Annotated in this window: 21 protein-coding genes; 9 read left to right on the forward strand and 12 right to left on the reverse strand. The window is 71.7% G+C overall.

The features are described from left to right. Positions 1–171: 171 nt before the first annotated feature. From BR98_RS22490 to dnaA, 5 genes are all read right to left on the reverse strand, one after another. Positions 172–681 carry a DUF721 domain-containing protein gene (locus tag BR98_RS22490; protein ID WP_035847214.1) on the reverse strand — a complete coding sequence of 170 codons (510 nt, stop codon included), beginning with the start codon at positions 679–681 and terminating at the stop codon, positions 172–174. Positions 682–783: 102 nt separating this feature from the next. Continuing rightward, complete coding sequence (recF, locus tag BR98_RS22495) at positions 784–1917, reverse strand: DNA replication/repair protein RecF (RefSeq protein ID WP_035847215.1); 1134 nt, start codon at positions 1915–1917, stop codon at positions 784–786. A gap of 33 nt (positions 1918–1950) precedes the next feature. Further along, a complete protein-coding gene (gene gnd / locus BR98_RS22500) occupies positions 1951–2826 on the reverse strand; it encodes a phosphogluconate dehydrogenase (NAD(+)-dependent, decarboxylating) (RefSeq protein ID WP_035847216.1) in 876 nt (291 codons plus the stop codon). 140 nt (positions 2827–2966) lie between these two features. Beyond that, positions 2967–4097 carry a DNA polymerase III subunit beta gene (dnaN, locus tag BR98_RS22505; RefSeq protein WP_035847217.1) on the reverse strand — a complete coding sequence of 377 codons (1131 nt, stop codon included), beginning with the start codon at positions 4095–4097 and terminating at the stop codon, positions 2967–2969. Positions 4098–5124: 1027 nt separating this feature from the next. Beyond that, entirely contained in the window at positions 5125–7068 is a 1944-nt protein-coding gene (gene dnaA / locus BR98_RS22510; protein ID WP_035847218.1) for a chromosomal replication initiator protein DnaA, read from the reverse strand. Between the two features lie 376 nt (positions 7069–7444). Between dnaA and rpmH the strand changes: the two genes are divergently transcribed. The 9 genes from rpmH (at position 7445) to BR98_RS22550 (ending at position 14157) form a co-directional block, all read left to right on the forward strand. After that, positions 7445–7582, forward strand: a complete 138-nt coding sequence (gene rpmH, locus BR98_RS22515) for a 50S ribosomal protein L34 (protein WP_035847219.1) — start codon at positions 7445–7447, stop codon at positions 7580–7582. Positions 7583–7601: 19 nt separating this feature from the next. After that, positions 7602–8042 carry a ribonuclease P protein component gene (gene rnpA, locus BR98_RS38265; protein ID WP_083976844.1) on the forward strand — a complete coding sequence of 147 codons (441 nt, stop codon included), beginning with the start codon at positions 7602–7604 and terminating at the stop codon, positions 8040–8042. Beyond that, positions 8039–8356: a membrane protein insertion efficiency factor YidD gene (yidD, locus tag BR98_RS22520; protein ID WP_035847220.1), complete on the forward strand. Its 318-nt coding sequence runs from the start codon at positions 8039–8041 to the stop codon at positions 8354–8356. Before rnpA ends, yidD begins: the two co-directional genes overlap by 4 nt. A 3-nt stretch (positions 8357–8359) precedes the next feature. Continuing rightward, positions 8360–9562 carry a membrane protein insertase YidC gene (yidC, locus tag BR98_RS22525; protein ID WP_035847221.1) on the forward strand — a complete coding sequence of 401 codons (1203 nt, stop codon included), beginning with the start codon at positions 8360–8362 and terminating at the stop codon, positions 9560–9562. Between the two features lie 93 nt (positions 9563–9655). Beyond that, positions 9656–10195 carry a Jag family protein gene (locus tag BR98_RS22530; protein ID WP_035847222.1) on the forward strand — a complete coding sequence of 180 codons (540 nt, stop codon included), beginning with the start codon at positions 9656–9658 and terminating at the stop codon, positions 10193–10195. A 184-nt stretch (positions 10196–10379) separates the two neighbouring features. Further along, positions 10380–11150, forward strand: a complete 771-nt coding sequence (gene rsmG, locus BR98_RS22535; RefSeq protein ID WP_051970064.1) for a 16S rRNA (guanine(527)-N(7))-methyltransferase RsmG — start codon at positions 10380–10382, stop codon at positions 11148–11150. Between the two features lie 226 nt (positions 11151–11376). Beyond that, positions 11377–12363 carry a ParA family protein gene (locus BR98_RS22540; protein WP_035853431.1) on the forward strand — a complete coding sequence of 329 codons (987 nt, stop codon included), beginning with the start codon at positions 11377–11379 and terminating at the stop codon, positions 12361–12363. Beyond that, complete coding sequence (locus tag BR98_RS22545; protein WP_035847223.1) at positions 12360–13451, forward strand: ParB/RepB/Spo0J family partition protein; 1092 nt, start codon at positions 12360–12362, stop codon at positions 13449–13451. The genes BR98_RS22540 and BR98_RS22545 overlap by 4 nt, the downstream gene beginning before the upstream one ends. Positions 13452–13548: 97 nt before the next feature. Continuing rightward, positions 13549–14157: a GNAT family N-acetyltransferase gene (locus BR98_RS22550; protein ID WP_035847224.1), complete on the forward strand. Its 609-nt coding sequence runs from the start codon at positions 13549–13551 to the stop codon at positions 14155–14157. A gap of 102 nt (positions 14158–14259) precedes the next feature. Here BR98_RS22550 and trxA read toward each other — a convergent pair whose 3' ends face one another. From trxA to BR98_RS22585, 7 genes are all read right to left on the reverse strand, one after another. Continuing rightward, positions 14260–14604 (reverse strand): thioredoxin, encoded by a 345-nt coding sequence (gene trxA, locus BR98_RS22555; RefSeq protein ID WP_035847225.1) that lies wholly within the window; start codon positions 14602–14604, stop codon positions 14260–14262. A 91-nt stretch (positions 14605–14695) separates the two neighbouring features. Beyond that, on the reverse strand, positions 14696–15673 hold the full coding sequence (gene trxB, locus BR98_RS22560; RefSeq protein ID WP_035847226.1) for a thioredoxin-disulfide reductase: 978 nt from the start codon (positions 15671–15673) through the stop codon (positions 14696–14698). Positions 15674–15820: 147 nt separating this feature from the next. Continuing rightward, positions 15821–16780, reverse strand: a complete 960-nt coding sequence (locus BR98_RS36555; protein WP_051970065.1) for a zf-HC2 domain-containing protein — start codon at positions 16778–16780, stop codon at positions 15821–15823. Next, the gene (gene sigM, locus BR98_RS22570) at positions 16777–17514 is read right to left on the reverse strand and encodes an RNA polymerase sigma factor SigM (protein ID WP_051970066.1); all 738 of its coding nucleotides are present in this window, start codon (positions 17512–17514) and stop codon (positions 16777–16779) included. The genes BR98_RS36555 and sigM overlap by 4 nt, the downstream gene beginning before the upstream one ends. Positions 17515–17547: 33 nt before the next feature. Continuing rightward, on the reverse strand, positions 17548–19446 hold the full coding sequence (locus BR98_RS22575; RefSeq protein WP_157537887.1) for a protein kinase family protein: 1899 nt from the start codon (positions 19444–19446) through the stop codon (positions 17548–17550). Between the two features lie 143 nt (positions 19447–19589). Next, positions 19590–21905, reverse strand: a complete 2316-nt coding sequence (gene murJ / locus BR98_RS22580) for a murein biosynthesis integral membrane protein MurJ (protein WP_198042269.1) — start codon at positions 21903–21905, stop codon at positions 19590–19592. Between the two features lie 87 nt (positions 21906–21992). Further along, on the reverse strand, positions 21993–24377 hold the full coding sequence (locus BR98_RS22585) for a DUF6049 family protein (RefSeq protein WP_157537888.1): 2385 nt from the start codon (positions 24375–24377) through the stop codon (positions 21993–21995). Positions 24378–24673 lie beyond the last annotated feature (296 nt).

Here is a 24673-nt window from a genome sequence, read left to right on the forward strand (position 1 = left end):
ACCGGTACCGCCGACAGAGATGGGCGTTTGGCAGGCCCTGAAGGCTGATTTACCGCCCCGAATCCCCTCCGCACATGTCCCGATACTCGCCCCGGGGGCTCAGCGGCTTCACAAGGGCCGTCAGCGGTTCCGGAAGTGTGCGCTCCGTCAAGACCGAGCCACCCGGACGGCTCAGCCCCAGGTGTCCCGCGGACCCTGGCTGCCGGGCGCCCGCAGCCGGCCGTAGCGCCGCTGCGGCACCGAAGGGCCGAGCACCCGGATCACCCGCACCGTGCCGTGCCCCAGCTCGTGGTTCAGCCTGGCCACCAACTGCCGTGCCAACAGCCGCAGCTGAGTCGCCCAGGCGGTGGAGTCACAACGCACCGTCAGCACCGCCTCGGCCTCGGCGAACTGCTCGGGGACGCAGTGCGCGGCGATGTCCGGGCCGACGATCTGCGGCCAGCGGCCCATCACCCCGCCCACCGCGGCCGGCGCCTCCCAGCCACGCTCCGTGATCAAACGATTGAGCGCCGCCCCCAGCGGCACCGGATCCCGCCCGTCCGCCCGGGCCCCGCTGCGCAGTCCGTGCCGCCGCGCCTCACGCTTCTCGCGCACCTGCTCGCCCCGCTGCCTGGCCTGTTCCTTGGCCGCACGCAGCGCAACGCGAGCGAGGTCGACGCCGGAGAGTTCCGGATCACTCATCTGTGTCCCCAGGCTGTGGATGGACCGTGCTGCCGCCCTTCGCCTCCGGGCGCTCGTGACCGGTGGCGCGCCCTTCAGCTCAGAACGGTCCAGGGTACGGGCTCAGCCACCGATCCGGGTCACTTCGCCGCCGGCCACCGTGTAGCGGGCACCGGCCAGTGCCTTCGGCACGTCCTCCGGGACGGCGGCGGTGACCAGCACCTGCTCGCCGCCGGCCACCAGCTCGGCCAGCCGGTCACGGCGCTTGGCGTCCAGCTCGGCGAAGACGTCGTCCAGGATCAGCACCGGCTCACCGCCGTCCGCCCGCAGCAGCTCGTACGAGGCCAGCCGCAGCGCCAGCGCGAAGGACCAGGACTCGCCGTGGCTCGCGTACCCCTTGGCCGGCAGCGTGCCCAGCAGCAGCCCCAGCTCGTCGCGGTGCGGGCCGACCAGGGTCAGTCCGCGCTCGGTCTCCTGCTTGCGCGCCGCCTGCAGCGCCGCCAGCAGCTGCTGCTCGGCCTCCTCCCGGCTGCCCGGCAGTGCCCCCTCGAAGGAGGACCGGTACTCCAGCCGGGTCGGCCCGCCGCCCGGCGCCAGCCGCTCGTAGGCCTGCTCCACCAGCGGCTGCAGGGCTCCCACCAGCTGCAGCCGAAAGGCCGTCAGCTCGGCCCCGGCCCGTGCCAGATGGCCGTCCCAGACGTCCAGCGTGGACAGGTCGGCGCCCTTGCCGCCGCCGGCCCGCCGCGCCATCGCCGCGGTCTTCAGCAGCGCGTTGCGCTGCTTGAGCACCCGCTCGTAGTCCGAGCGCACGCCCGCCAGCCGGGGCGCCCGCGCGGTCAGCAGCTCGTCCAGGAACCGGCGCCGCTCCCCGGGGTCGCCCTTCACCAGGGCCAGGTCCTCGGGGGCGAAGAGCACCGTGCGCAGCAGTCCCAGCACATCGCGCGGGCGGACGTTGTCGGAGCGGTTGATCCGGGCCCGGTTGGCCTTGCCCGGGGTGATCTCCAGTTCGATCAGGGTGGTCCGGCCGCGGTCCTCGACCGAGCCGCGCACCACCGCCCGCTCGGCGCCCTGGCGCACCAGCGGCGCATCGGTGGCCACCCGGTGGCTGCCCAGCGTGGCCAGATAGCCGACCGCCTCGACCAGGTTGGTCTTGCCCTGCCCGTTGGGCCCCACGAACGCGGTCACGCCCGGGTCGAGGGGCACCTCGACCCGGGCGTAGGACCGGAAGTCGGCGAGCGACAGATGCGCGACGTGCATGGGGAGGAACTGCGCTCGCCTTCTTGGGGGTTGTTACTTGGCTTCGACCGCGTGGCCGCCGAACTCGTTGCGCAGCGCGGCGATCATCTTCATCTGCGGGGAGTCGTCCTGCCGGGAGGCGAAGCGGGCGAAGAGCGAGGCGGTGATCGCCGGCAGCGGCACGGCGTGGTCGATCGCGGCCTCGACGGTCCAGCGGCCCTCGCCGGAGTCGGCGGCGTAGCCCTTGAGCTTGCCCAGGTGCTCGTCCTTGTCGAGGGCGTCCACGGCCAGGTCCAGCAGCCAGGAGCGGATCACCGTGCCCTCCTTCCAGGAGCGGAAGATCTCCCGGACGTCGGTGACGCTGTCCACCGCCTCCAGCAGCTCCCAGCCCTCGGCGTAGGCCTGCATCATGGCGTACTCGATGCCGTTGTGGACCATCTTGGCGAAGTGCCCGGCGCCGGCCTTGCCCGCGTGCACCGCGCCGAACTCGCCCTCGGGCTTGAGCGCGTCGAAGATCGGCTGGACCTTGGCGATGTCCGCGGCCTCGCCGCCGTACATCAGCGCGTAGCCGTTCTGCAGGCCCCAGACGCCGCCGGAGACACCGCAGTCGACGAAGCCGATCCCCTTGGCGGCCAGCAGCTCGGCGTGCTTCTCGTCATCGGTCCAGCGCGAGTTGCCGCCGTCCACCACGATGTCGCCGGGGGAGAGCAGCTCGGCCAGCTCCTCGACGGTCGCCTGGGTCGGGGCACCGGCCGGGACCATGACCCAGACCACGCGCGGGCCCTGAAGCTTGGTCACCAGCTCCTGGAGGCTGGCGACGTCGGCGAGATCGGGGTTGCGGTCGTAGCCGATGACGGTGTGGCCGGCGCGGCGGATGCGCTCACGCATGTTGCCGCCCATCTTGCCGAGACCGATGAGGCCGAGCTCCATGACAAGTCCTTACCTGGGGTGTCGTGCCTGACGGCGGCGCCGTTGCCGCCCCAAGAGCGTACGCCGCGCCGGTATGCACAGCCGGAACATGGCCTGTGGACACCGGCACGACGTCATGTCCGTCATGTCTGGTTCAGGAATCAGCCGGAGAGGCGCACAGGCATGATGAGGTACTGGTACGCCTCGTCCGCCTCGGCGTCCACCGCGGGCTTGCCGCTGAGCAGGGCCGGCTTGGTCGAGGTGGTGAAGGAGAGCTGGGCGTAAGCGGAGTCGATGGCCTTGAGGCCCTCCTCCAGGTAGCCCGGGTTGAAGGCGATCGAGATGTCGTCGCCCTCGAGGTCGGCGTCGATCCGCTCGGTGGCCTGGGCGTCGTCGCCGGAGCCGGCCTCCAGGGTCAGCACGCCCTGCTCGAAGTTGAGCCGCACCGGGGTGTTGCGCTCGGCGACCAGCGAGACGCGCTTGAGCGCCTCCAGGAACGGCTGGGTCTGGATGGCCGCGATCGCGCTGAACTCGGTCGGGAAGAGGCTGCGGAACTTCGGGAACTCGCCCTCCAGCAGCCGGGTGGTGGTCCGTCGGCCGGCGCCCTCGAAACCGATCAGGCCCTCGCCGGCGCCGCCGGAGGAGAGCGCGATGGAGACCGTGTCGCCGCTGCCCAGGGACTTGGCGATGTCCTGCAGGGTGCGGGCGGGGACCAGCGCGACCGCCGAGATGTCCGGCTGCTCGGGCTTCCAGAGCAGCTCGCGGACCGCGAAGCGGTAGCGGTCGGTGGCGGCCAGGGTGATCTTGTCACCGTCGATCTCCACCCGGACACCGGTGAGCACCGGCAGGGTGTCGTCCCGACCCGCGGCCACCGCGGCCTGGCTGACGGCGCTGGCGAAGACCTCGCCGGAGACCGTGCCGGTGGCGCTGGGCATCTGGGGCAGCGACGGGTACTCGTCCACCGGCAGGGTGGGCAGGGTGAACCGCGAGCTGCCGCAGACCACGGTGACCCGCTGGCCGTCGGTGGAGATTTCCACAGGCCTGTTGGGAAGGTTGCGCGAGATGTCGTTGAGCAGCCGGCCGGAGACCAGCACGGTGCCCGCCTCCTCGACGTCCGCCTCGAGCTCGACCCGGGCCGAGACCTCGTAGTCGAAGCCGGACAGCGCCAGGCTGCCGTCCTGGGCGGTCAGCAGCAGGCCGGCCAGCACCGGCACCGAGGGCCGCGCCGGGAGGCTGCGGGCAGCCCAGGCCACCGCCTCCGCGAGGACGTCACGCTCCACCCGGAACTTCACCGGTAACCGCCTCCTGGATCCTGCTGTCGCTGCTGATCTTGCTCTGGTCTTGCTCTGGTCCGGCGCCGGACCGACTGCCGTCCGACACCGTCGGCCGTAGTTGCCGAGGACAGTCTGACGTACTCCGCCGACAGTCGAGGCAGATGGGCGCAACCGGGGCGAACAAGTGTCGGGATCGGGTTGTCCACAGATTTCGGCCCACCCCACTGTTGAGCGAGTCGAGGGGTCTATAGGTGTAGCCGTAGTAGTAGGGCCTGTGGATACCGTGGATAACCCCGTTTGCGCAGCTCAGAGCCGGTTTTTTGTCCACAGTGCCTGTGGAGGGGACCGGTGGATAACCCGGCGCCGCTGTGGACAGCGGAGCGTTACTCACAGGGCACTCTGCGTATCCACAGGTTATCCCCAGCATCGTCCCCAGATCCGGGGCGGGTTATCCACGGGGCCCGGGTCAACATCACGTGACGCCTTTCACACCGGGCGATGAACCAGGCCGTTCCGTTGTCGAACAGTGGATACCACTGTGGAAAAGCTGGGGATAACCGGCCGCACCCTGGGGACAGCCGGTGGACAACCATCCGGTGAAGCTGACGGATCACCAAGTGTCCACATCCTGTGGATAACTGTTGTGCACAAGTCCCCAGCCTGTTGACCTGCGGCGAAGAGCGTAGCGGCGGACGGCCTGTGGAGGAATTCGGGATAACTCCGGGTTCCCCAAGCTGTGGACGGGAGAAAACACCTGATCCTGTGGAGAACGGCCCGGCGGGCCCGCACTGTTCGAATTGATGCTCAGTTGTGCGAAATGGCCCGGAGGGTGGCGGAGCGTCAGCCGGAAGCCTTCCCCGGCCTCCCGGGTCCTACACGCGGGATTTCCCGGGCCCGGCAAGGGGTGTGGCGGCGGTATGGCAGGGCCTGTGGCAGGAGGTGCGGCGGCGGTACGGCAAAGGGCCGCCACCGTCCCGGGTGGGACGTCGGCGGCCCTTCAAGTGGCCTGCGGTAGCTGGCTCTTGCCCCGCTAACTCTTGCCCCGCTAACTCTTGATGCGGTTGGTGAGCTCGGTGACCTGGTTGTAGAGCGAGCGCCGCTCGGCCATCAGCGAGCGGATCTTGCGGTCGGCGTGCATCACCGTGGTGTGGTCGCGGCCGCCGAACTGGGCGCCGATCTTCGGCAGCGAGAGGTCGGTCAGCTCGCGGCAGAGGTACATGGCGATCTGACGGGCCGTCGCCAGCACCCGGCTGCGGGAGGAGCCGCAGAGGTCCTCCACGGTGAGCCCGAAGTAGGCGGCGGTCTGCTGCATGATCACCTGGGCGGTGATCTCCGGCCCGGCGTCCTCGTCCCCACCCGGGATCAGGTCCTTGAGCACGATGCCGGCCAGCTCCAGGTCGACCGGCGAGCGGTTGAGGTTGGCGAAGGCCGTCACCCGGATCAGCGCGCCCTCCAGCTCGCGGATGTTGCGGGTGATCCGGGAGGCGATGAACTCCAGCACGTCCGCCGGGGCGTTGAGCCGTTCCTGGATCGCCTTCTTGCGCAGGATCGCGATCCGGGTCTCCAGCTCCGGCGGGGTGACGTCGGTGATCAGTCCCCACTCGAAGCGGTTGCGCAGCCGGTCCTCCAGGGTGATCAGCTGCTTGGGCGGCCGGTCCGAGGAGAGCACGATCTGCTTGTTGGCGTTGTGCAGGGTGTTGAAGGTGTGGAAGAACTCCTCCTGGGTCGACTCCTTGCTCGCCAGGAACTGGATGTCGTCGACCAGCAGGATGTCCATGTCCCGGTAGCGCTTGCGGAACGCGTCCGCCTTGCCGTCCCGGATCGAGTTGATGAACTCGTTGGTGAACTCCTCCGAGCTCACGTAGCGCACCCGGGTGCCGGGGAAGAGGCTGCGCGAGTAGTGCCCGATGGCGTGCAGCAGGTGGGTCTTGCCGAGGCCGGACTCGCCGTAGATGAAGAGCGGGTTGTACGCCTTGGCCGGGGCCTCGGCGACGGCCACCGCCGCGGCGTGCGCGAAGCGGTTGCTGGCGCCGATCACGAAGGTGTCGAAGAGGTACTTGGGGTTGAGCCGGGCGGCCGGCTCGTCCTTGCGCCCGAGGTCGGTGGAGGGGCCGCCGGGCGGGGCCGGCACGCCCGGCACCGGGGTGCGGTCGGCGACCCGCTCGGGCAGCGCCGGCCGCTGCGGGCCGTCCATCCCGGGACGCTCCAGCTCGGCACGGTCCCGCTCGGTCGACGGCATGGCGGGCGGCATCGAGGGCGGCAGGTCACGGCGGGCGGGCGGGAGCTGGCGTCCCGCGGCCCGCGGCCGCGGTTCCTCGGCCGCCGAATCGTAGGCGCCGCCGAACAGGTCGCCCTGGGCGGGCTCGCCACCCGGGCGGGTCGGCCCACCCGGACCGCCCTGCGGGAGCTCGGGCGCCGGCGGGGCCGCCTCGGGCTCCGGGCGCTGCCACTCGCGGTACTGGTAGGGCTGCTCCTGGTAGGGCTGCTGCTGCGGGTAGCCGCGCTGCTCGGGATAGGGCTGGTACTCGCCGTACGGCTGCTGCTGCGGCTGCGACGGGTACTGCTGCTCCGGGTAGCCGGGCCCGCGGCGCTGCTCGTAGCCGTAGTCCTGGTAGCCGGGCTCGCGGTAGTCGCCCGGTTGTTCGACCGGCTCGGCGGGCATCGGCTGCGGGGCCGGCGGGGCCGGGGTGACGGGCGCGGCCGGAGTCGGGCCGGGCGGCGCCGCGTTGGCGTCGACCATCACCGCGATCCGCACCGGGCGACCGAACTGCTGGCTCAGCCCGTCGGTCAGCTGCGGCAGCAGTCGGCCCTCGAGCACCTGCTTCGCCCACTCGTTCGGGGCCGCCAGCAGGGCGGTGTCGTGCATCATCCACATCGGTTGGGTGCGCTGCACCCACAACTTGTCCTTGTCGCCGACCGAGGAGTCGTTGACCAGCCGCTCGACGACCTCCGCCCAGGCGGGGACGAGGTCGCTGTTGACATCAGCCACTGGTGCACGCTTTCTCGTTCCCCCGAAGGAGGGGATGAACAAAACCAGACAAGTCCTGCAACGGTAGTCAGCGGGCAGACCTGATTCAAGTTGTTGTCCACAGGCTGTGGGCATCCCGCAGGTTGGGTGCCGGTTTGACCCTCGGGCGCCCGTCCGCGTACCGTAACGAGGTCGAGTTGTCGATGGCCGCTGCCGCATGTCCGCGGGTCCTCCCGCTTCCAGAAGGCGCGCAGCACGGGCGCCGTGGATTGCCCGAAACCCAGCAGACCTGGGGATTCGGGCCGGATTTCCCAGCTGTGAAGGGGAGATCACGCGGACGCACGGTGACGGCCAAGCTGTGACTCGTCACCCTACGATTCACCCCAGGAGCCCCCGAGTGAGCAAGCGCACCTTCCAGCCGAACAACCGTCGTCGCGCCAAGACCCACGGCTTCCGGCTGCGGATGCGTACCCGCGCCGGCCGCGCCATCCTGGCGGCCCGCCGTGGCAAGGGCCGCGCCAGCATCTCCGCCTGATCCGCGTCCAGGGTCTGCAGTGCTGCCCTCCGAGAATCGGCTGCGGCGGCGCCAGGACTTCGCGACCGCGGTGAAACGCGGCCGTCGCGCCGGTCGGCCCCTGCTGGTCGTTCATCTCAGACGAGAGGACGAGCAGACGGGGCAGGTCGGCGGGTACAGCGACTCCCACCCGCACGTCGCCGAGGGACTCCCCTCGGCGCGTGCGGGTTTCGTCGTGAGCAAGGCGGTCGGTCCGGCTGTGGTGCGCAATCTGGTGAAGCGTCGACTTCGTCACCTTGTGCGGGAGCGTCTGAGCCGGTTGCCCGCAGGTAGCCTGATAGTGGTACGGGCGCTGCCTCCGGCGGGGACGGCCTCGTACCCGGATCTAGCACATGACCTGGATGCCGCGCTGAAGCGGTTGCTCCGGACGGAGCCGGCCGCCCCGGCGGCGGGACCAGGGCCGACAGGATCAGGGCGATGAAGTACCTGCTCATGGGGCTGATCAGGGTCTACCAGTGGACGATCAGTCCGCTGCTCGGTCCGGTCTGCCGCTATTACCCCTCGTGCTCGCACTACGGCTACGAGGCCGTACGCACGCACGGAGCGGTGAAGGGCAGCGTGCTGACCGCGTGGCGCATTCTGCGCTGCAACCCTTGGTCCCCGGGCGGAGTGGACCACGTACCACCGCGCAAGCGTCCCGTTTGGCATCAGCGGCTGCGTGCCCTGATGCAGCCCAGGACCGGTAGCGCCGTGCTCCCGGAGCCGACGACCAAGCCCAATGCTCAAGGAGTCTGACCGGTGACCTGGTCCTTCCTGAATCCCCTGTACACCTTGGTGTCCTGGATCATCGTCCAGTTCCACTCGCTGTACAGCCACGTCTTCGACCCGAACGGCGGTTGGGCCTGGGGCCTGGCCATCGCCTCGATGGTGGTCGTCATCCGGATCTGCCTGATCCCGCTCTTCGTGAAGCAGATCAACTCGACCCGGGCCATGCAGGCGATCCAGCCGAAGATGAAGGCCATCCAGGAGCGCTACAAGAACGACAAGCAGCGCCAGTCCGAAGAGATGATGAAGCTCTACAAGGAGGCGGGCACCAACCCCTTCTCGAGCTGTCTCCCGATCCTGGTGCAGATGCCGTTCTTCACCGCCCTCTACGGGGTGCTGTCCTCGGTCGCCAACCACAAGCAGATCGGCGTCATCCACGGCACCCTGTTGGACAGTGCCCAGCAGGCGCACATCTTCGGGGCCCCGCTGTCGGCGAAGTTCTGGGGCAGCCACGACCTGAACGTGCAGATCGTCACCGCGGTGATGATCGTGATGATGTCGCTGTCGCAGTTCATCACCCAGCGCCAGCTGATGACCAAGAACGTGGACCTCTCGGTCAAGACGCCGTTCATGCAGCAGCAGAAGATGCTGATGTACGTCTTCCCGGTGATGTTCGCCTTCATGGGCGTGAACTTCCCGGTCGGTGTGCTGGTCTACTGGCTCACCACCAACGTTTGGTCGATGGGCCAGCAGCTGATCGTGATCCGCAACAACCCGACGCCGGGCAGCAAGGCCTGGGACGAGCGGCAGGCCCGCCTCAAGGCGGCCGGCCGGCTGAACCCGGACGGCACCGAGATCAAGCGCGGCAGCGGCCCGTTCGGCCTCTTCGGCCGCGGCAAGGCGGCCGCCGCACAGCAGCAGACGGCGGCGGCGCTGGTCGAGGAGTCGGTGCAGGTGCGCCGGCAGCAGCCGCGCAAGCAGACCAAGGCGCAGCGCCAGCAGGTGCACTCCGGTGCGAAGCCGGCGGGCGCCCAGGCCGGCGGGACCGGTCAGAGCGAGGCGGAGCAGGACGCCGAGCCGGCCGAGCCGGTGCAGGACGCGGTGCCGAGTGGCCAGGGGGCCGGCAAGCCCTCGACCGCGGGCAGCTCCGGTGCCAAGCGCCCGGCCGCCAAGCAGGCCGGCGCTGGCGCGAAGCGCGGGCCGCAGGGCGGTCAGCGGCCGAAGAAGAAGTCCTAGCCGCGACCATCGGCCGGTGCCCGGCCGCTGAACCTCCTTGATCCTCGATTTCGGCCCGTACCCGTGGGCCCCATCTCTGAAGGAGTCCCTCCCGTGACGGAAGGCACCACCTCCGCCGCCGACGCCGGATCGGCCGCTCAGGCTGACGAGTCGGCGGACACCCTGGTCGCTCGCCTGGAGCAGGAGGGTGAGATCGCGGCTGACTACCTGGAAGGTCTGCTGGACATCGCCGACCTGGACGGCGACATCGACATGGATGTGGAGGGCGACCGGGCCCTGGTGTCCATCGTGGGTGACTCCGACGACCGGACGCTGCAGCGGCTGGTCGGCCAGGAAGGCGAGGTGCTGGAGGCGCTGCAGGAGCTGACCCGGCTGGCGGTGCACCGGGAGACCGGCGAGCGCAGCCGGCTGATGCTGGACATCGCGGGCTACCGGGCGCGCAAGCGGGCCGAGCTGGCGGAGCTGGGTGCCAAGGCGGCGGAGCAGGCGAAGCAGACCGGCGAGCCGGTCAAGCTGCGGCCGATGACGCCGTTCGAGCGCAAGGTGGTGCACGACGCGGTGGCCGCAGCGGGGCTGCGCAGCGAGTCGGAGGGCGAGGAGCCGCAGCGCTGCGTCGTCGTCCTGGCGAGCTGATTCCTCACTCCGGTACTCGTCGACCCCGTTCGCACGCTTCGTGCGGGCGGGGTCGAGGTGCCTAGGGCCTCTCTTGTGGGCCCCCAGCGGACTGCTGGAGGCGGTTCGAGTTGGCGGGGGATGTTTCACGTGAAACGGTGCTGGAGGGCGGGGGTCGGTGGATTCGGTGAGTGGAGAGGCTGAGATGGCGACGGAGAGTGCGGCAGCCGCCAGTGGCGCGGAGGGTCTGGCTGAGGCTCCGCAGGCGGCGCGGGAGATCTTCGGCGAGCGCTTCGGCGCGGCGCAGCGCTACGCGGAACTGCTGGCGACGGCAGGGGTGCAGCGGGGTCTGATCGGGCCGCGGGAGGTGCCGCGACTCTGGGACCGCCATGTGCTGAACTGCGCGGTGCTCTCCGAGCTGCTGCCGGAGAACGCGACGCTCTGCGACGTGGGCTCGGGTGCGGGCCTGCCGGGGATCCCGGTGGCGCTGGCCCGGCCGGACGTCTCGGTGACGTTGCTGGAGCCGCTGCTGCGCAGGACGACCTTCCTGGAGGAGGTGGTCCGCGAGCTCGGCCTGGAGAACGTCACGGTGCTGCGTGGGCGGGCCGAGGAGATGGTCGGGAAGATCTCGGTGGAGATCGTCACGGCCCGCGCGGTGGCGCCGCTGGACCGGCTGGCCGGCTGGGGGATGCCGCTGCTGCGCCCGTACGGGCAGATGCTGGCGCTCAAGGGGGACACGGCCGAGCAGGAGCTGGCCGACTCGCGCTCGGCGCTGACCAAGCTCGGTGCGGTCGAGTGGGCGGTGATCCCGGTGGGGGAGAGCGCGCTGGGCGCGGCGACCCGGGTCGTTCAGGTGAAGGCGGGGGAGAGCCCGGGTGGCGTGAAGGCGGCGACTCGTCGGGCCAAGGCGGCCCGGGCCGGGCGGGTCGGCGGCCGTCCGGCGGAGCCGCGCGGTGCTGGGCGCCGCCGCCGCTGATCGAAAGCCTCCGCAAAGCCCCTGGTCGCGAACGTGCGGCCAGGGGCTTGTGCATTCCGTCGGAGTGTCGCACCGTCAGATTTCCGACATTGCGGGCATGGTGTTTCACGTGAAACGTCGCTCTCTGCTCTCGGGAATCCTGACTCGCAGCCGGGCGGTGACTGTTGCCGCTCCGGTTTCACGTGAAACACTGACCCCCATGCAGGACTCGGAGACCATCGACCAGATCGATGACACCCCCATCGCGCGGGCGGCCCAGGCCGCCGTCCAGGCGCTGGGTCGGGCGGGCGAGGGCCTGCCCAGGCCGCCCGCGACCCGGGTGATCGTGGTGGCCAACCAGAAGGGCGGCGTCGGCAAGACCACCAGCACCGTCAACATGGCCGCCTCGCTGGCCATGCACGGGCTGCGGGTCCTGGTGATCGACCTCGACCCGCAGGGCAACGCCTCCACGGCGCTGGGCATCGACCACCACGCGGAGGTGCCGTCGATCTACGACGTGCTGGTGGAGGGCAAGCCGCTGGCCGATGTGGTGCAGCCGGTGGTCGACGTGGAGGGGCTGTTCTGCGTCCCGGCCACCATCGACCTGGCGGGCGCCGAGATCGAGCTGGTCTCCCTGGTGGCCCGGGAGAGCCGACTGCAGCGCGCCATCGCCGCCTACGAGCAGCCGCTGGACTACATCCTGATCGACTGTCCGCCCTCGCTGGGCCTGCTGACGGTCAACGCCCTGGTGGCCGGCCAGGAGGTGCTGATCCCGATCCAGTGCGAGTACTACGCACTGGAGGGCCTGGGGCAGCTGCTGCGCAACGTGGACCTGGTGCGCGCGCACCTCAACCCGACGCTGCACGTCTCCACCATCCTGCTCACCATGTACGACGCCCGCACCCGGCTGGCCTCGCAGGTGGCGGACGAGGTGCGAAACCACTTCACCACCGAGGTGCTGCGGACCGCGATCCCGCGCTCGGTGCGCATCTCCGAGGCGCCGAGCTACGGACAGACGGTGCTCACCTACGACCCCGGATCGACCGGCGCGCTCTCCTACCTGGAGGCGGCCCGGGAGCTGGCCCTGCGGGCCGTCGGCCTGGACACGCCGCCCCCCACGGTGGGGGAGCAGGCGGCCGCCGACGCGCTGGACGCGGTGGGGCAGCACCGGCACACGATCGGCGCGCAGGCGACGCCGATGGCACAGCACAGCACGATGGAGGGCAATCGGTGAGTGGTCGCAGGGGTCTGGGTCGTGGGCTGGGAGCGCTGATCCCGCCGGCCGGCTCGCCGGTACCCGCCGGTGGCGGGGCGGCCGTGGCCGCCCCGGAGCGGCCGGGAGCGGGGGCCACGGGGCTGCCGGCCGGCGCCGGTGCCCTGTCGTCGAGCTCGATGCCGCTGCTGCCGCCGGGGCGGGGAACCGTCGCGGCGAAGGCCGCGGCCGAGAGCGCGCTGGCCGAGCTGGCACCGGTGGCGGGCGCCCGTTTCGCCGAGCTGCCGCTGGACGCCATCTCGCCCAACCCGCGCCAGCCGCGTGAGGTCTTCGACGAGGACAAGCTGGCCGAGCTGGTCGCCTCCATCAAGGAGGTGGGCCTGCTGCAGCCGGTGGTGGTCCGTCAGGTCGGGCCGGAGCGCTTCGAGCTGATCATGGGCGAGCGGCGCTGGCGGGCCTCCCGGGAGGCCGGGCTGGAGCTGATCCCGGCGATCGTGCGGGCCACCGACGACGACAAGCTGCTGCTGGACGCGCTGCTGGAGAACCTGCACCGGGCCGAGCTGAACCCGCTGGAGGAGGCCGCCGCCTACGACCAGCTGCTGCGCGACTTCGGCTGCACCCATGTCGAACTGGCCGACCGGATCGGCCGCTCCCGTTCGCACGTCTCCAATACCCTGCGGCTGCTCAACCTCTCCCCGACGATCCAGCCCAGGGTGGCGGCCGGGGTGCTGTCGGCCGGTCACGCCCGGGCGCTGCTCGGGGTGCCGGACGCCGAGCGGCAGGAGGCGCTGGCCAAGCGGATCGTTGCGGAGGGCCTCTCGGTGCGCAGCACCGAGGAGATCGTGGCGCTGATGGGCCAGGAGGAGGACGAGAAGCCGAAGCGGCCGGTCGGCCCCAAGGCCGGCAAGCTGCTCTCGCCGGCCTTCAACGACCTGGCCGGCCGCCTCTCGGACCGGTTCGAGACCAGGGTGAAGGTCGAGGTCTCGCAGCGGAACGGGAAGCTGGGCAAGGGCAAGGTGGTCCTGGAGTTCGCCTCGGTGGAGGACCTCAACCGGATCCTCGACAGCCTGGCCCCGGGGGAGGACGGACTGCGGCTCTCCCAGAGCTGACTGCTCTGTCGAGCTGACCGTTGCGTCGTTGGAGTCAGTGGGTGCATGTTTCACGTGAAACATGCACCCACTCTTGTTGTACGGGGAGGTGTGCTGCATGGGTCGCAGGATCGTCCCGCTGACGCTGGACAATCTGGCTGACCTGCCCTGGCCCTGCCGCTCCTGTGTCTTCTGGGAGCTCGATCCGGTGCGGGGGCGCGAGGCGGTGGACGCCGGGAAGCCGGAGCAGGAGAAGGAGGGGTGGATCTCGGCGGTGCTGCTGGAATGGGGCTCCTGCGGGCGGATCGCCTATGTGGATCAGCAGCCGGCCGGCTTCGTGCTCTACGCGCCGCCCGCCTACGTGCCGCGTTCGCAGTCCTTCCCGACCAGCCCGGTCTCGCCGGATGCCGTCCAGCTGATGATCAGTCGGGTGCTGCCCGAGTTCCAGGGGCAGGGGCTGGGTCGGGTGCTGGTGCAGACGGTGGCCAAGGACCTGCTGCACCGCGGCTTCCGGGCGATCGAGGCCTTCGGCGCGGCCGGGAACGACCGGCCCAGCTGCCTGCTGCCGGCCGACCACCTGTTGGCCGTGGGCTTCAAGACGGTGCGGCCGCACCACCGCTATCCGCGGCTGCGGCTGGAGGCCCGGTCCACCGCCTCCTGGCGGGAGGGGGCGCTCGAGCGGCTGCTGGGCGCCGGTCGCAAGGAGCCCGCGCTGCGGCCGTTCTGAGCGACCGGCCGGGGACGGATGAAGAGGCGCGGCGAGGAGATGCGACGAAGGGGCGGGCCCAGCTGGGCCCGCCCCTTCGTCGCACGCTCGACCGGATCGGCCTCAGCCGGCCGGCTTGACCTCGATGATGTCCGCCAGGTCGCGCAGCAGCGCCGCCTTCGGCTTGGCGCCGACGATGCTCTTCACGACCTCGCCGTTGACGTAGACGTTGATGGTCGGGATCGAGATGACGCCGTACTGGGCGGCAACGGCCGAGTTCTGGTCCACGTCGACCTTGGCGACGGTCAGCTGGTCCGCGTACTCCTCGGCGATGGCCTCGAGGACCGGGGCCACCTGCTTGCACGGGCCGCACCAGGTGGCCCAGAAGTCCACCAGCACGGGCTTGTCGCTCTTGAGGACCTCGCTGTCGAAGGTCGCGTCGGTCACGGTGATGGTGGCGCCGGCCACGGGATCTCCTAAAGGTCGCTTGGGGTGGTACTTCAGTGGTTCACAACAACGGGGCGGCGGATTCTGTTTCACCCCCCGTACGGGGAGTGGCTCAGACGGCGACGGCCGCCGCGGCCTTGCTCTCCTGCTCGGTCGCGTGGGCCAGCTCGGCGAGGTAGCGCTCGGCGTCCAGAGCCGCGGCACAGCCGGTGCCGGCGGCGGTGATCGCCTGGCGGTAGGTGTGGTCGACCACGTCACCGGCGGCGAACACACCGGCGACCTTGGTGCGGGTGCTCGGCGATTCCACCTTGAGGTAGCCCTCCTCGTCCAGCTCCAGCTGGCCCTTGAAGAGCTCGGTGCGCGGGTCGTGGCCGATCGCGATGAACAGGCCGGTGACGGGCAGCTCGCGCAGCTCGCCGGTCTCGGTGTCGCGCAGGGTGACGTGGGTCAGCTTCGGGTCGCCGTGGATCTCCTCGACCGCGCTGTTCCAGGCGAAGCTGATCTTCGGGTCGGCGAAGGCCCGCTCCTGCATCGCCTTGGAGGCGCGCAGCTCGCCGCGGCGGTGCACGACGGTGACGCTCTTGGCGAAGCGGGACAGGAAGGTGGCCTCCTCCAGGGCGGTGTCACCGCCGCCGACCACCGCGATGTCCTGGTCGCGGAAGAAGAAGCCGTCACAGGTGGCGCACCAGGAGACGCCGCGCCCGGAGAGCGCGTCCTCGCGGGGCAGGCCGAGCTTGCGGTGCTGGGAGCCGGTGGTGACGATCACCGCGTGGGCCCGGTGCACGGTGCCCTCGGAGTCGGTGACGGTCTTGATGTCGCCGGAGAGGTCGACCGCGACGATGTCGTCGGGGACCAGCTCGGCGCCGAACCGCTCGGCCTGGGCGCGCATGTTGTCCATCAGCTCGGGGCCCATGATGCCGTCCCGGAAGCCGGGGAAGTTCTCGACCTCGGTGGTGTTCATCAGGGCACCGCCGGCGGTCACCGCGCCTTCGAAGACGAGCGGCTTGAGGGACGCGCGCGCGGTGTAGAGCGCTGCGGTGTACCCGGCCGGGCCGGAGCCGATGATGATCACGTTACGGACGTCGGTCACTGCATCTCCTGGTTGGCATCGCGACCCGCGCCAGGCGGGGGAGGGTGGCGGTCCTGCTCCGCCGCCCTGGTCAACGACTCCCCAGTGTCGCGCATTCCCGGGGCCCGGGGTACCAGCGGCCCACCCCTCGGGCTGACGGGTGTTGGGTCAGCGGGTCGGGATCTGTTCGTGCAGCTGGACCGAGGCGGGGTCCTGGGTGCAGCCGGGGGTGAGCAGGAAGACGTCGAGGTGGCTGGGATCGTCGCCGATCCGGTAGACGTAGACGTCCACCGGCGCGGTCTGGAAGCTGCCGTGGGCGACGGTCAGCGGCTGCTCGCCCTGGTGGCCGGTCACCGCCTGCTGGACGCAGCCAGGGGGAACGGAGGTGGGGCTCTGGCCGGTGGCCGGGGTGGGGACGCCCTGCTCGCTGGTGGCGTGCGGCTGGGTGCCGGCGCTCGGCTGGAAGACCGGAAGCAGCCGGTGGATCTGGTCCGGCAGGCCGGCGGCGGTGAACTCGGGGCCGGCCGTAGTGAGCGGATGCGGGGTGCCGGCGGGCCGGGCGGCGCTGGCGGTGTTGTGGCCGGCGGTGTCCTGTCCGGCGAGCAGACCGGAGAAGACGGCGGCCGAGCCGAGGCCGAGCACGCCCACCAGGCTTGCCGCGAAGATCAGCAGGCCGCGCCGACGGGCTCGGGTCCGCCCGCCCGCACCGGCCGGACGGTCGCTGCGGTCGCCGCGCTTCGGCGGGCCGGCGGAAGCCGGTCGAGAAGCAGCGGGCCGAGTGGCCGGGGTGGCTGGGGTGGCTGGGGTGGCCGGGGTGGCCGGGGTGGCAGAGGTTGTCGGGGTGGTCGGGGAGGCCGGCAGTGCGGCGGCCGCCTCGGCGAGTGCGGTGTCGATCCGCAGTGCGACGTCTGCGGGCATCGGCGGTACCTGGTCGCCCGCCAGCAGCTCGCTCAGCCCGGCGAGCGCGGCGTCCGTCTCGGCGCACTGCGGGCAGCCGGCCAGGTGTCGGCGCAGGGCGGCGGCCTCGGCGGCGGAGAGCAGCTGCTCGCGCAGATCGGCCAGCTGGTCGACCGAGGGGTGCGACGCGGCCGCGGCCGACTCGACGGGTTCGGGTGTCTGGTGGGTCATCGCGGTGTCGCGTCTCCTTCCTTGGTCAGGTCCTGGCGGGGGAGGGCGGGCGCTGATGGGACGGAGCCGGGCGCCGCTGGGTTCCCGGGTGGCGGTGTTTCACGTGAAACACCGCCCGAAACGACGTCCTCGGTCTCCCGCAGATGTCGCACCAGTGGCAGCAGCCGGGCCCGGCCGCGGGCGCAGCGGCTCTTCACCGTGCCGACCGGGACGCCGAGCAGTTCGGCCGCCTCGGCCACCGGGTAGCCCTGCATGTCCACCAGGACCAGCGCGGCCCGCTGCTCGGGCGGCAGCTCGGCCAGCGCGGCGCCCAGCTCGCGGCGCAGCTCCTGGCGGATCACCAGCGCCTCGGCGGGTTCGGCGGCGGGCACCAGGGTGTCCAGCTGCTGCGGCTGCTCGTCCAGCGAGCCGGTCCGGCGGCTGGTGGCGCGGCGGGCCCGGTCGAGGCAGGCGTTGACCACGATCCGGTGCAGCCAGGTGGTGACGGCCGAGCGGCCCTGGAAGGTGTGCGCCGAGCGCAGCGCGGAGACCAGCGCGTCCTGCAGCGCGTCCGCCGCCTCCTCGCGGTCGCCCAGGGTGCGCAGCGCGATCGCCCAGAGCCGGTCCCGGTGTCGCTGCACCAGCAGGCCGAAGGCCGCGGTGTCGCCGGCGACGTGCCGGGCCAGTAGCTCGGCGTCGCTCTCTTCGCCGGCCCAGGGAGCCTGTTCGGCTCCTGGTCGCGCCGGTTCTGCCATCCGCCCACACCTTCCAGGGCCGGTCCGGCAGGGTCAGCCGGTCACCTTGATCTCGGCCACCTGGCCGCGGTATCTACCGGTCCCATCCTTGGGGAGGCTGGTCAGCCAGATCAAGAGGTAGCGGGTACGGACCGGGGAGCCGAGCTGGAACTGCCCGTCGGCACCGGCCTTGGCCACCGGCTGGCCGAAGTCGTCGAACTTGGTCGGCTCGGTGTCGCCGGCGGCGCCGGGCACCCGCAGTTCGGCGGCGGTGGAGCCGACGAACTGCACCGCGATCGAGCTGACCTGCTTGGTCGAGCCGAGGTCGACCAGCAGACCGGTGCCGTGGCCGAGGGTCGGCAGGTCGTCGAAGTAGCCGTCGGTCTGCCAGGCCGTATTGGGGTCGTTGTCGTGGGTGTTCGGGAGCAGCTCGGTGTGCATCGGGTGGTCGCCGAAGGGGTTGAACGAGGTGACGCCGGTGAGCTGCAGCGGGGTCGGGGCGGTGGTGGAGGCGGTGGCGCTGGGCGGCAGGCCCGGGCCGGAGGCGCCCAGCGTCTTGGGGTCGCCGTTGGTGCCGAGCCGGCCGGCCAGCTGCCAGGAGCCGTAGCCGATCGCGGCCAGCAGCACCGCTGAGACGGTCCAGTTCAGCAGTTTCCTGGCCATCCGGCGGCGGCCCGGGCGCGGCCTGGACGGGGTCGGCTGGGTGCTGGTCGGGTGCGGATAGCCGGCCGGGCCGGGGTGGACCGGGCGCAGCACCTCGGTGCGGGCCAGTGCCGGCCGGGGCGACCGGCCGACGGTCTGGCCGGGGGCGGGGTAGCGGTCGCTCGCGCCCTGGTCGGTCTCTGACTGGCGGATCCGCGGCAGCAGCGCGATCTCCTTGGCCAGCGCGGCCGGGCTGGTGATCGGGCTCAGGTGGCGCGGCGGCGGGTCGCAGAGGGTCCGCGCGGCCAGCTCGGCCATACCCCGGTGGACGCCGGCCCGGACCTGGTCGGGGGCCACCAGGCCGAGGTCCTTGGGCAGGCCCTTCAGGTCGTAGCGGTCCTCGGGGTGCGGCCAGCGATGGGTCAGCGCGGCGTACAGCAGGGTGCCGATGGCGCGGGTGTCGGCCAGCTCGGCGGCGGCTGCCCCGGTGGTCTCCGGCTGCGCGGGAATGCCGCGTAGTGCGGCGTCCACGGCCACCCCGTTGATCCGGTACTGGCCGGTGTCCGTGCGCAGCACACAGCGCGGGGTCAGCCGCAGGTGGGAGCGCCCGCCGCGGTGTGCGGTGGCGATCGCCTCGGTGACCTGACGGACCATCTGGTAGGCGTCGTAGGGCTCCATCGGGCCCGGGGCGAGCAGGGTGGCCAGGTCGGTGGCGTCCGGCAGCCACTCCCGGATCACATAGACCAGCTCGCCCTCCTGGACCGCGTCCAGCACCTGCACGAAGCGCGGGTCGCCGAGCAGCGCGGCCGAGCGGGCGGCGGCCAGCACGCCCTCGGCGCGGGCGCTGCCGGCCGCGAGCAGGTGGACGCCGACGGCCCGGCGCAGCTTCTCGTCCACGGCGCGCCAACTGCTGAAGACGGACGTGCGGGAGATGCACTCCTCCAGCCGGTAGCGGCCGGCGATCCGGTCGCCGCTGTGCCGGGTGGGCACCGGGAGGTGCTCGGGGAGCCCGTCCTCGGTGTCCTCGGCTTCTTCCGAGTCCTCGGCCTGCTCGGCGTCTTCGGCGGCTTCTGAATCCTCGGCGGCCTCGGCGTCTTCTGAGTCCGCTGCGTCCTCAGGGAGCTCGGAGTCGGCTTCTGCGTCCGGCTCGGCGGATTCAACGGGCTCGGCGTTCTCGGCTTTCTCGGCGGGAACTTCGGCCAGTTCGGCGGCGATCTCGGCGGCGGACAGCGGTGCGGTGATCTCGCCCGTCGCCTCGGCCGCTGACATCTCGACAGCTGCCTTGGTGCGATCCTTGGTGCGATCAGCCACCGTCGTCCTGCCTCCCCTGTCCGCGGACCCAAGTCGTTCGAGACAATTGTGCCCACTCTTCCCGCCCGAGTACGACCGCGGACGGGGCCATCCGGTTCCCGCCAAGCCCGAATTGCTCAGTAGGTGGACAAACTGATGGTTGGTCAGCGTCCCAGTCGGCCGCGGACCATCCCGATCATCGCGTTCAACTCCTCGATCCGCATCCGCTTGGCGAGCACCGTGAACACCGCCAGCTGCACCGCCCCCGCGAGCAGCACCGTGATCACGCTGCCCAGCCAGCCGCTGAGCAGACCGGTCAGCGCCAGCGCGAGCAGGAACCCGGCCAGCGCGGCCGGCAGGCAGGCGATCGCCAGCCGGACGTAGGTCTTGGCGATCCGGGCGGTGTCCAGACCGCCGATCCGCTGCTTCAGCTTGGGCAGCGCGACCGCCACGCCCACCGCGTACGCGGCGCCGTAGCCCAGCGCCATCCCGGTGACCGCCCACTGGGCCGGCAGCGCCAGGTAGCAGAGCAGCGCGGTGCCGGCCTGGGTGGCGGCCACCCAGACCGTGTTGGAGAACGGCGTGCGGGTGTCCTCGTAGGCGTAGAAGCCGCGCAGCAGGACGTACTGCACCGAGTAGGGGATCAGGCCCAGGGCGAAGGCGGAGAGCATGTAGCCGACCGCCGTGGTGCCGTGCGCGACGCTGCCGCCGTTGCCCAGGCCGTAGATGGCACCGCCGATCTGCGGGCCGAGCGCCAGGAACAGGAAGGCGGCCGGCACGATCGCCACCGCCGAGGTGCGCAGTCCGTACGAGAGGTCGTCGCGCACCGCTCCGGCGTCCCCGTCGGCCGCCGAACGGGACAGCCGGGGCAGCACCGCGCTCATCACCGAGACGGTGATCACGGCCATCGGCAGCTGCCAGATCAGCAGCGCGTTGGAGTACGCCGCCAGGCCCACCCCGAGGTAGCCGCCGGCCGCGGCGTCGCTGCCGGCGGCGGTGGCCAGCTGAGTGACCACCAGGTAGCCGGCCTGGTTGGCGAGCACGAAGAGGAAGGTCCACTTGGCCAGCCGGGCGGCCTTGCCCAGGCCGTGCCCGCGCCAGTCGAAGCGCGGCTTGAAGTGGAAGCCGGCCGCCCGCAGGTAGGGGATCATCGCCAGCGCCTGCACCGCCAGACCGAGCAGCGTGCCGACGCCGAGCAGCCGCAGGCCCTCCGACGAGACGGTCTCGGGGGTGACCCGACTGTCCTGGAAGGCGCCGAAGACCCAGAGGTACATCCCGAAGGTGAAGATCACCACGACGTTGTTGAGGACCGGGGTCCACATCATCGCGCCGAACCGGCCACGGGCGTTGAGAATCTGACCCATCACCACATGGACGCCCATGAAGAAGATGGTCGGCAGGCAGTAGCGGGCCAGCGCCACCGTGGTGTCGGCGCTGGTCGGGTTGGCCATCAGCGAGTGCGAGATCAGCTGGACCAGCAGCGGCGCGGCCAGCACCGCCACGAAGGCGACCCCGGCCAGACCCACCATGACCAGGGTGAGCAGGCGGTTGGCGTAGGCGGTGCCGCCGTCCTCGTCCTGCTTCATGCTGCGCACCAGCTGCGGCACGAAGACGGCGTTCAGCGCGCCGCCGCCGATCAGGATATAGAGCAGGGTCGGCAGGGTGTTGGCGGCCGAGTAGGAGTCGCCCATGGTGCCGACGCCGATCGCGGCGGCGATCACCATGGTGCGCAGGAAGCCGGTGCCGCGGGAGACCAGGGTGCCGGCGGCCATGACGGCGCTGGAGTTGAGCAGACCGACGACCTTGGCGGCGGCGGAGGGCTCTCTGGCGGGTGCCTCGGGGTCCTCGGGCAGCTCGGCGTCCGGGAAGTCGGCCGCAGGGCCGCCCGGGGGCTCCGCGGGCGGCGTCGGCGGGTTGGCCGGAGCCGCCCGCAGGCCGCTCTCCTCGGCGCTGAGCGGCGGGTCGAACTCGATCACCGGAACGAAGGGCTTGCCGGACTCGGTGGCCACCACGCCGGCGGCTGGGCCGAGCAGCGCGTCCACGCCCACGTAGTCGGTGGCCTCGGCGGGCTCGGCGGGCTGGGGCGAGTCGGGCTCGGGCTCGGGCTCGACGGCCGAGTCGGTGGGGACGGTTGCGGCGGGCGGGTCGGCGACCGAGGCGGCGGCCAGCGCGTTGGCGGCCGCGCGCGCCCAGCGGGAGGCCGGGACCACCGGCTCGTCCAGCGGCTCGGCTGCTTCGCGCGGGCGGCCCGGCAGCGGCCGGCCGGCGTCGACCAGGGCCGCTGCGGCCTCCGGCTCCGCGGCCGGTGCGGGCTCCGGTTCCACGACCGTGGCCGGTCCGGCGGCCGGCTCCTTGACGTACGGACCGGGCCCGGCCGCCGGGGCGTACGGGTCGGCGGCGAACGGATCCCGCGCGTAGGTGTCGGTGAGGTACCAGTCGGGTTCCTCGGTCGCAGGTTCGTTGCCGCCGCGCTCGCTCATGCCACCTCATCGCTGTCCGGGGTCGGCCCTCGTAGAGACCTACTGTCTCATCACCCCGGACCCGATCCCGGCTTTCGACGCCGTGCCCTACGGGTGCGCCGCCGCCTCGCCGGCCGCGCCCGTCAGATCCGTCTCCCGCTGGTCCGGGGCCTTCGGCCGGATGTCGGTTGCGGGCTCGGCCTCGGGCTCGGCCGCTGCGGCGTCCGGGTCGACCAGCGGCGCGTCCGGGTCCTCCGGCGGCTCACCGGCGCGCTTGCGGCGGTGCAGGAAGATCCGCAGACCGGCCGCCAGCACCAGCAGACCGCCGGCGCCGACCACCCACCAGACGCCGCTGGGCACCTGGCTGACCTCGACCACGAAAACCACCGGGTCCCCGTACTTCTGCGGGTCCGGACCGACCGTGTACAGCTGGGCGGTCATCTGCACCGGGCCGTTGCCCACCGCCTGGGCCTGGAACCGGGGCGAGGCGCTCTGCCCCGCGGCCAGCTGGTCGATCGGGTGCCGGGTGGTCACCCGCAGCCGGTTCGGCTGCGCGGAGCTCAGCTGCAGCTCCAGGTTGATCACCGGCTGGGTCAGGTCGTTGCGGACGCTGACCTGGATCAGCCCGGAGTCGCCGGCGAGCGTGATCTTGTGGCTCTTGGCCGGAATGTTGACGGCGCCCATCAGCTGGTTCAGGTAGGAGCGGGCGTTGCGCAGATACGTGGCGCCGGCCGCCTGGTTGCCGCGCCACTCGGTCGAGACGGACCGCGCCAGGGCGGCGCTGAACGGGCTGCTCACCCGCGCCGGCAGGGTCAGGATCCGCAGCATCAGGTCCACGTCCTTCTGCATCCCCGCGACGGTGCTGAAGGTGTCCTGCGGCAGCTCGGAACCGCGCAGGTCCGACGGGTAGGCCTCGGCGCCGGCGATCGCGGTACCGGCCAGCGGGTCGGCCGGGGTGCCGGCCACGGTGTCCAAGGTGGCCGGCTCGATCCACTTGCCGGCCTGCGCCAGCGAACTCTGCAGCACCCCCGCGGTGGCGGCGGTCAGCGAGCGCGGCGGCATCACCAGCAGGGTCCGCTGCTGTGCGGGCTTCTGCAGGGTGACCGCCAGGGTCTCGGCCAGCAGCCGCTGCTGGGCCTGGGCGCGGGAGTCGTCGGTGGTCAGGTCGGACTGCAGCAGGCTCGCGATGGTGCCGTCGGCGACCACCGCGGTCTGGCCGTCGGCGAGCCGGCGGGCCGCGTTCGGGGTGTAGTTCAGGCTCGGCTGGTCGGGCACGGAGGCGCTGTTCACCAGGATCTGGCCGGCGCCGAGCTGCTGGGTGACCTGCGCGGTCTGCTGGTCCAGGTACCCCTGGTAGGGCCAGGCGGTGTTGTCCTTGACGTCCACCGAGAGCCGGCCCTCGACGGTCAGCCGGCCGGCCTGGCGGGCCTTGCCGAGCGCGGTGTCCAGTCCGGCCACACCGTTGCCGTTGTGGGCGATCGAGGCCAGGTCGGGGTCGGCGTAGGGCAGCGCGACCACCTCGGCACCGTTCGCGGTGACCGCCTGACGCAGCTTGTTCAGCCAGGCGGTGGCCACGGCCTGGTTGGTCCCGGCGACGGTGTTGCCGTCCCGGACCGGATCGCCGCCGTGCCCCGGCACCTGCACCCGGTACTGCTTGGTCATCGCGAACACGGCGTCCAGCAGGTCCGGGTCGATCACCCAGGTCAGCGACTGCATCTTCGATCCGAGGTCGACCAGCGCGCCGAGCCGTCCGGTGGTCGCCAGCTCCGCCGCCAGGCTGTCGTCCCGCAGCACCGGGGTCTGCTCCGACTCCGGCCCGGTCTGGGCGACCAGCTCGGGCGCATGGGTGAGCGGCCAGAGGGTGGCGACCTTGGTCGGCTTCACCCCGTTGGCGTCACCGAAGTACGGCAGCAGGGTGCGGGCGATGCCGACCGGGTGGGCCGTCTCCTCGTCGGGGGTGCCGGCCGACACCTCCACGGCCAGTTCGTAGACGCCGTTCTTCTCCAGCTTCAGCTCGCTCATCGGCACCGCGGGCAGACTGAACGGCTGGCTGGCGCCGGCGGCCAGATCGCCCAGCTGGCTCACCGGGGCACTCAGCGGCGTGCCGTCGGCGCTGGTCGGGTCGGTCTTGGCCAGCCGGTCGGCGATCTCGCTGCGGGTCGGCAGCGGCTGCCTGTAGCGGCCCAGCGACAGGTCCACGCTGGCGCCCTTGAGCGCGGCCGCGCCGGTGTTGGTCACCGTGCCGGAGACCTGCAGGCTGTCGCCCGAGCCCGGCGCGGCGGGCTTCACCGAGTTGATGGTGATCGCGACCGGGAAGTCGGGCGAGACGGCGGCGAAGCCGGGTGCGGCGGTCGCCTGCGGGGCGACGGTGGTCACGCCGAGCAGCGCCAGGGTGCTCGCGATCAGCACCGAGAGCCGCCGGGTCCGGCCCGGCCGCGGTGCGACCGGGCATGACCGGTGGGGAACCTCGGTGTGCCGTGCTGGCTCGCCCACGCGCTTCGTCCTCGCCGTTCTGGTCAGCGGTCGCTGCTGGTCGGATGTTGTCGGGTCGTGCGGTTGGTCCGCGCTGTCGGTGACGACGCGTCGCGCCGTGCGCGCGGTTTCCCCAACCGGCATGGTAACGACGTTGCCCGGTCCGCAGTGTTGCGGGCCTGGGGAAAGAGCCGGTGGCCACGGGCGCGCCGGCCGCCGAAAAGCCGGGGGCGGTGGACCTGCGCGGCCACGTAGGCTTGTGTGCCGTGTCCAACGTCAATGAGTCCGCCGCCGCAGCCAGCCCCTCCGCCACCGCC

The sequence above is a fragment of the Kitasatospora azatica KCTC 9699 genome (assembly GCF_000744785.1).
GTDB classification, from domain to species: domain Bacteria; phylum Actinomycetota; class Actinomycetes; order Streptomycetales; family Streptomycetaceae; genus Kitasatospora; species Kitasatospora azatica.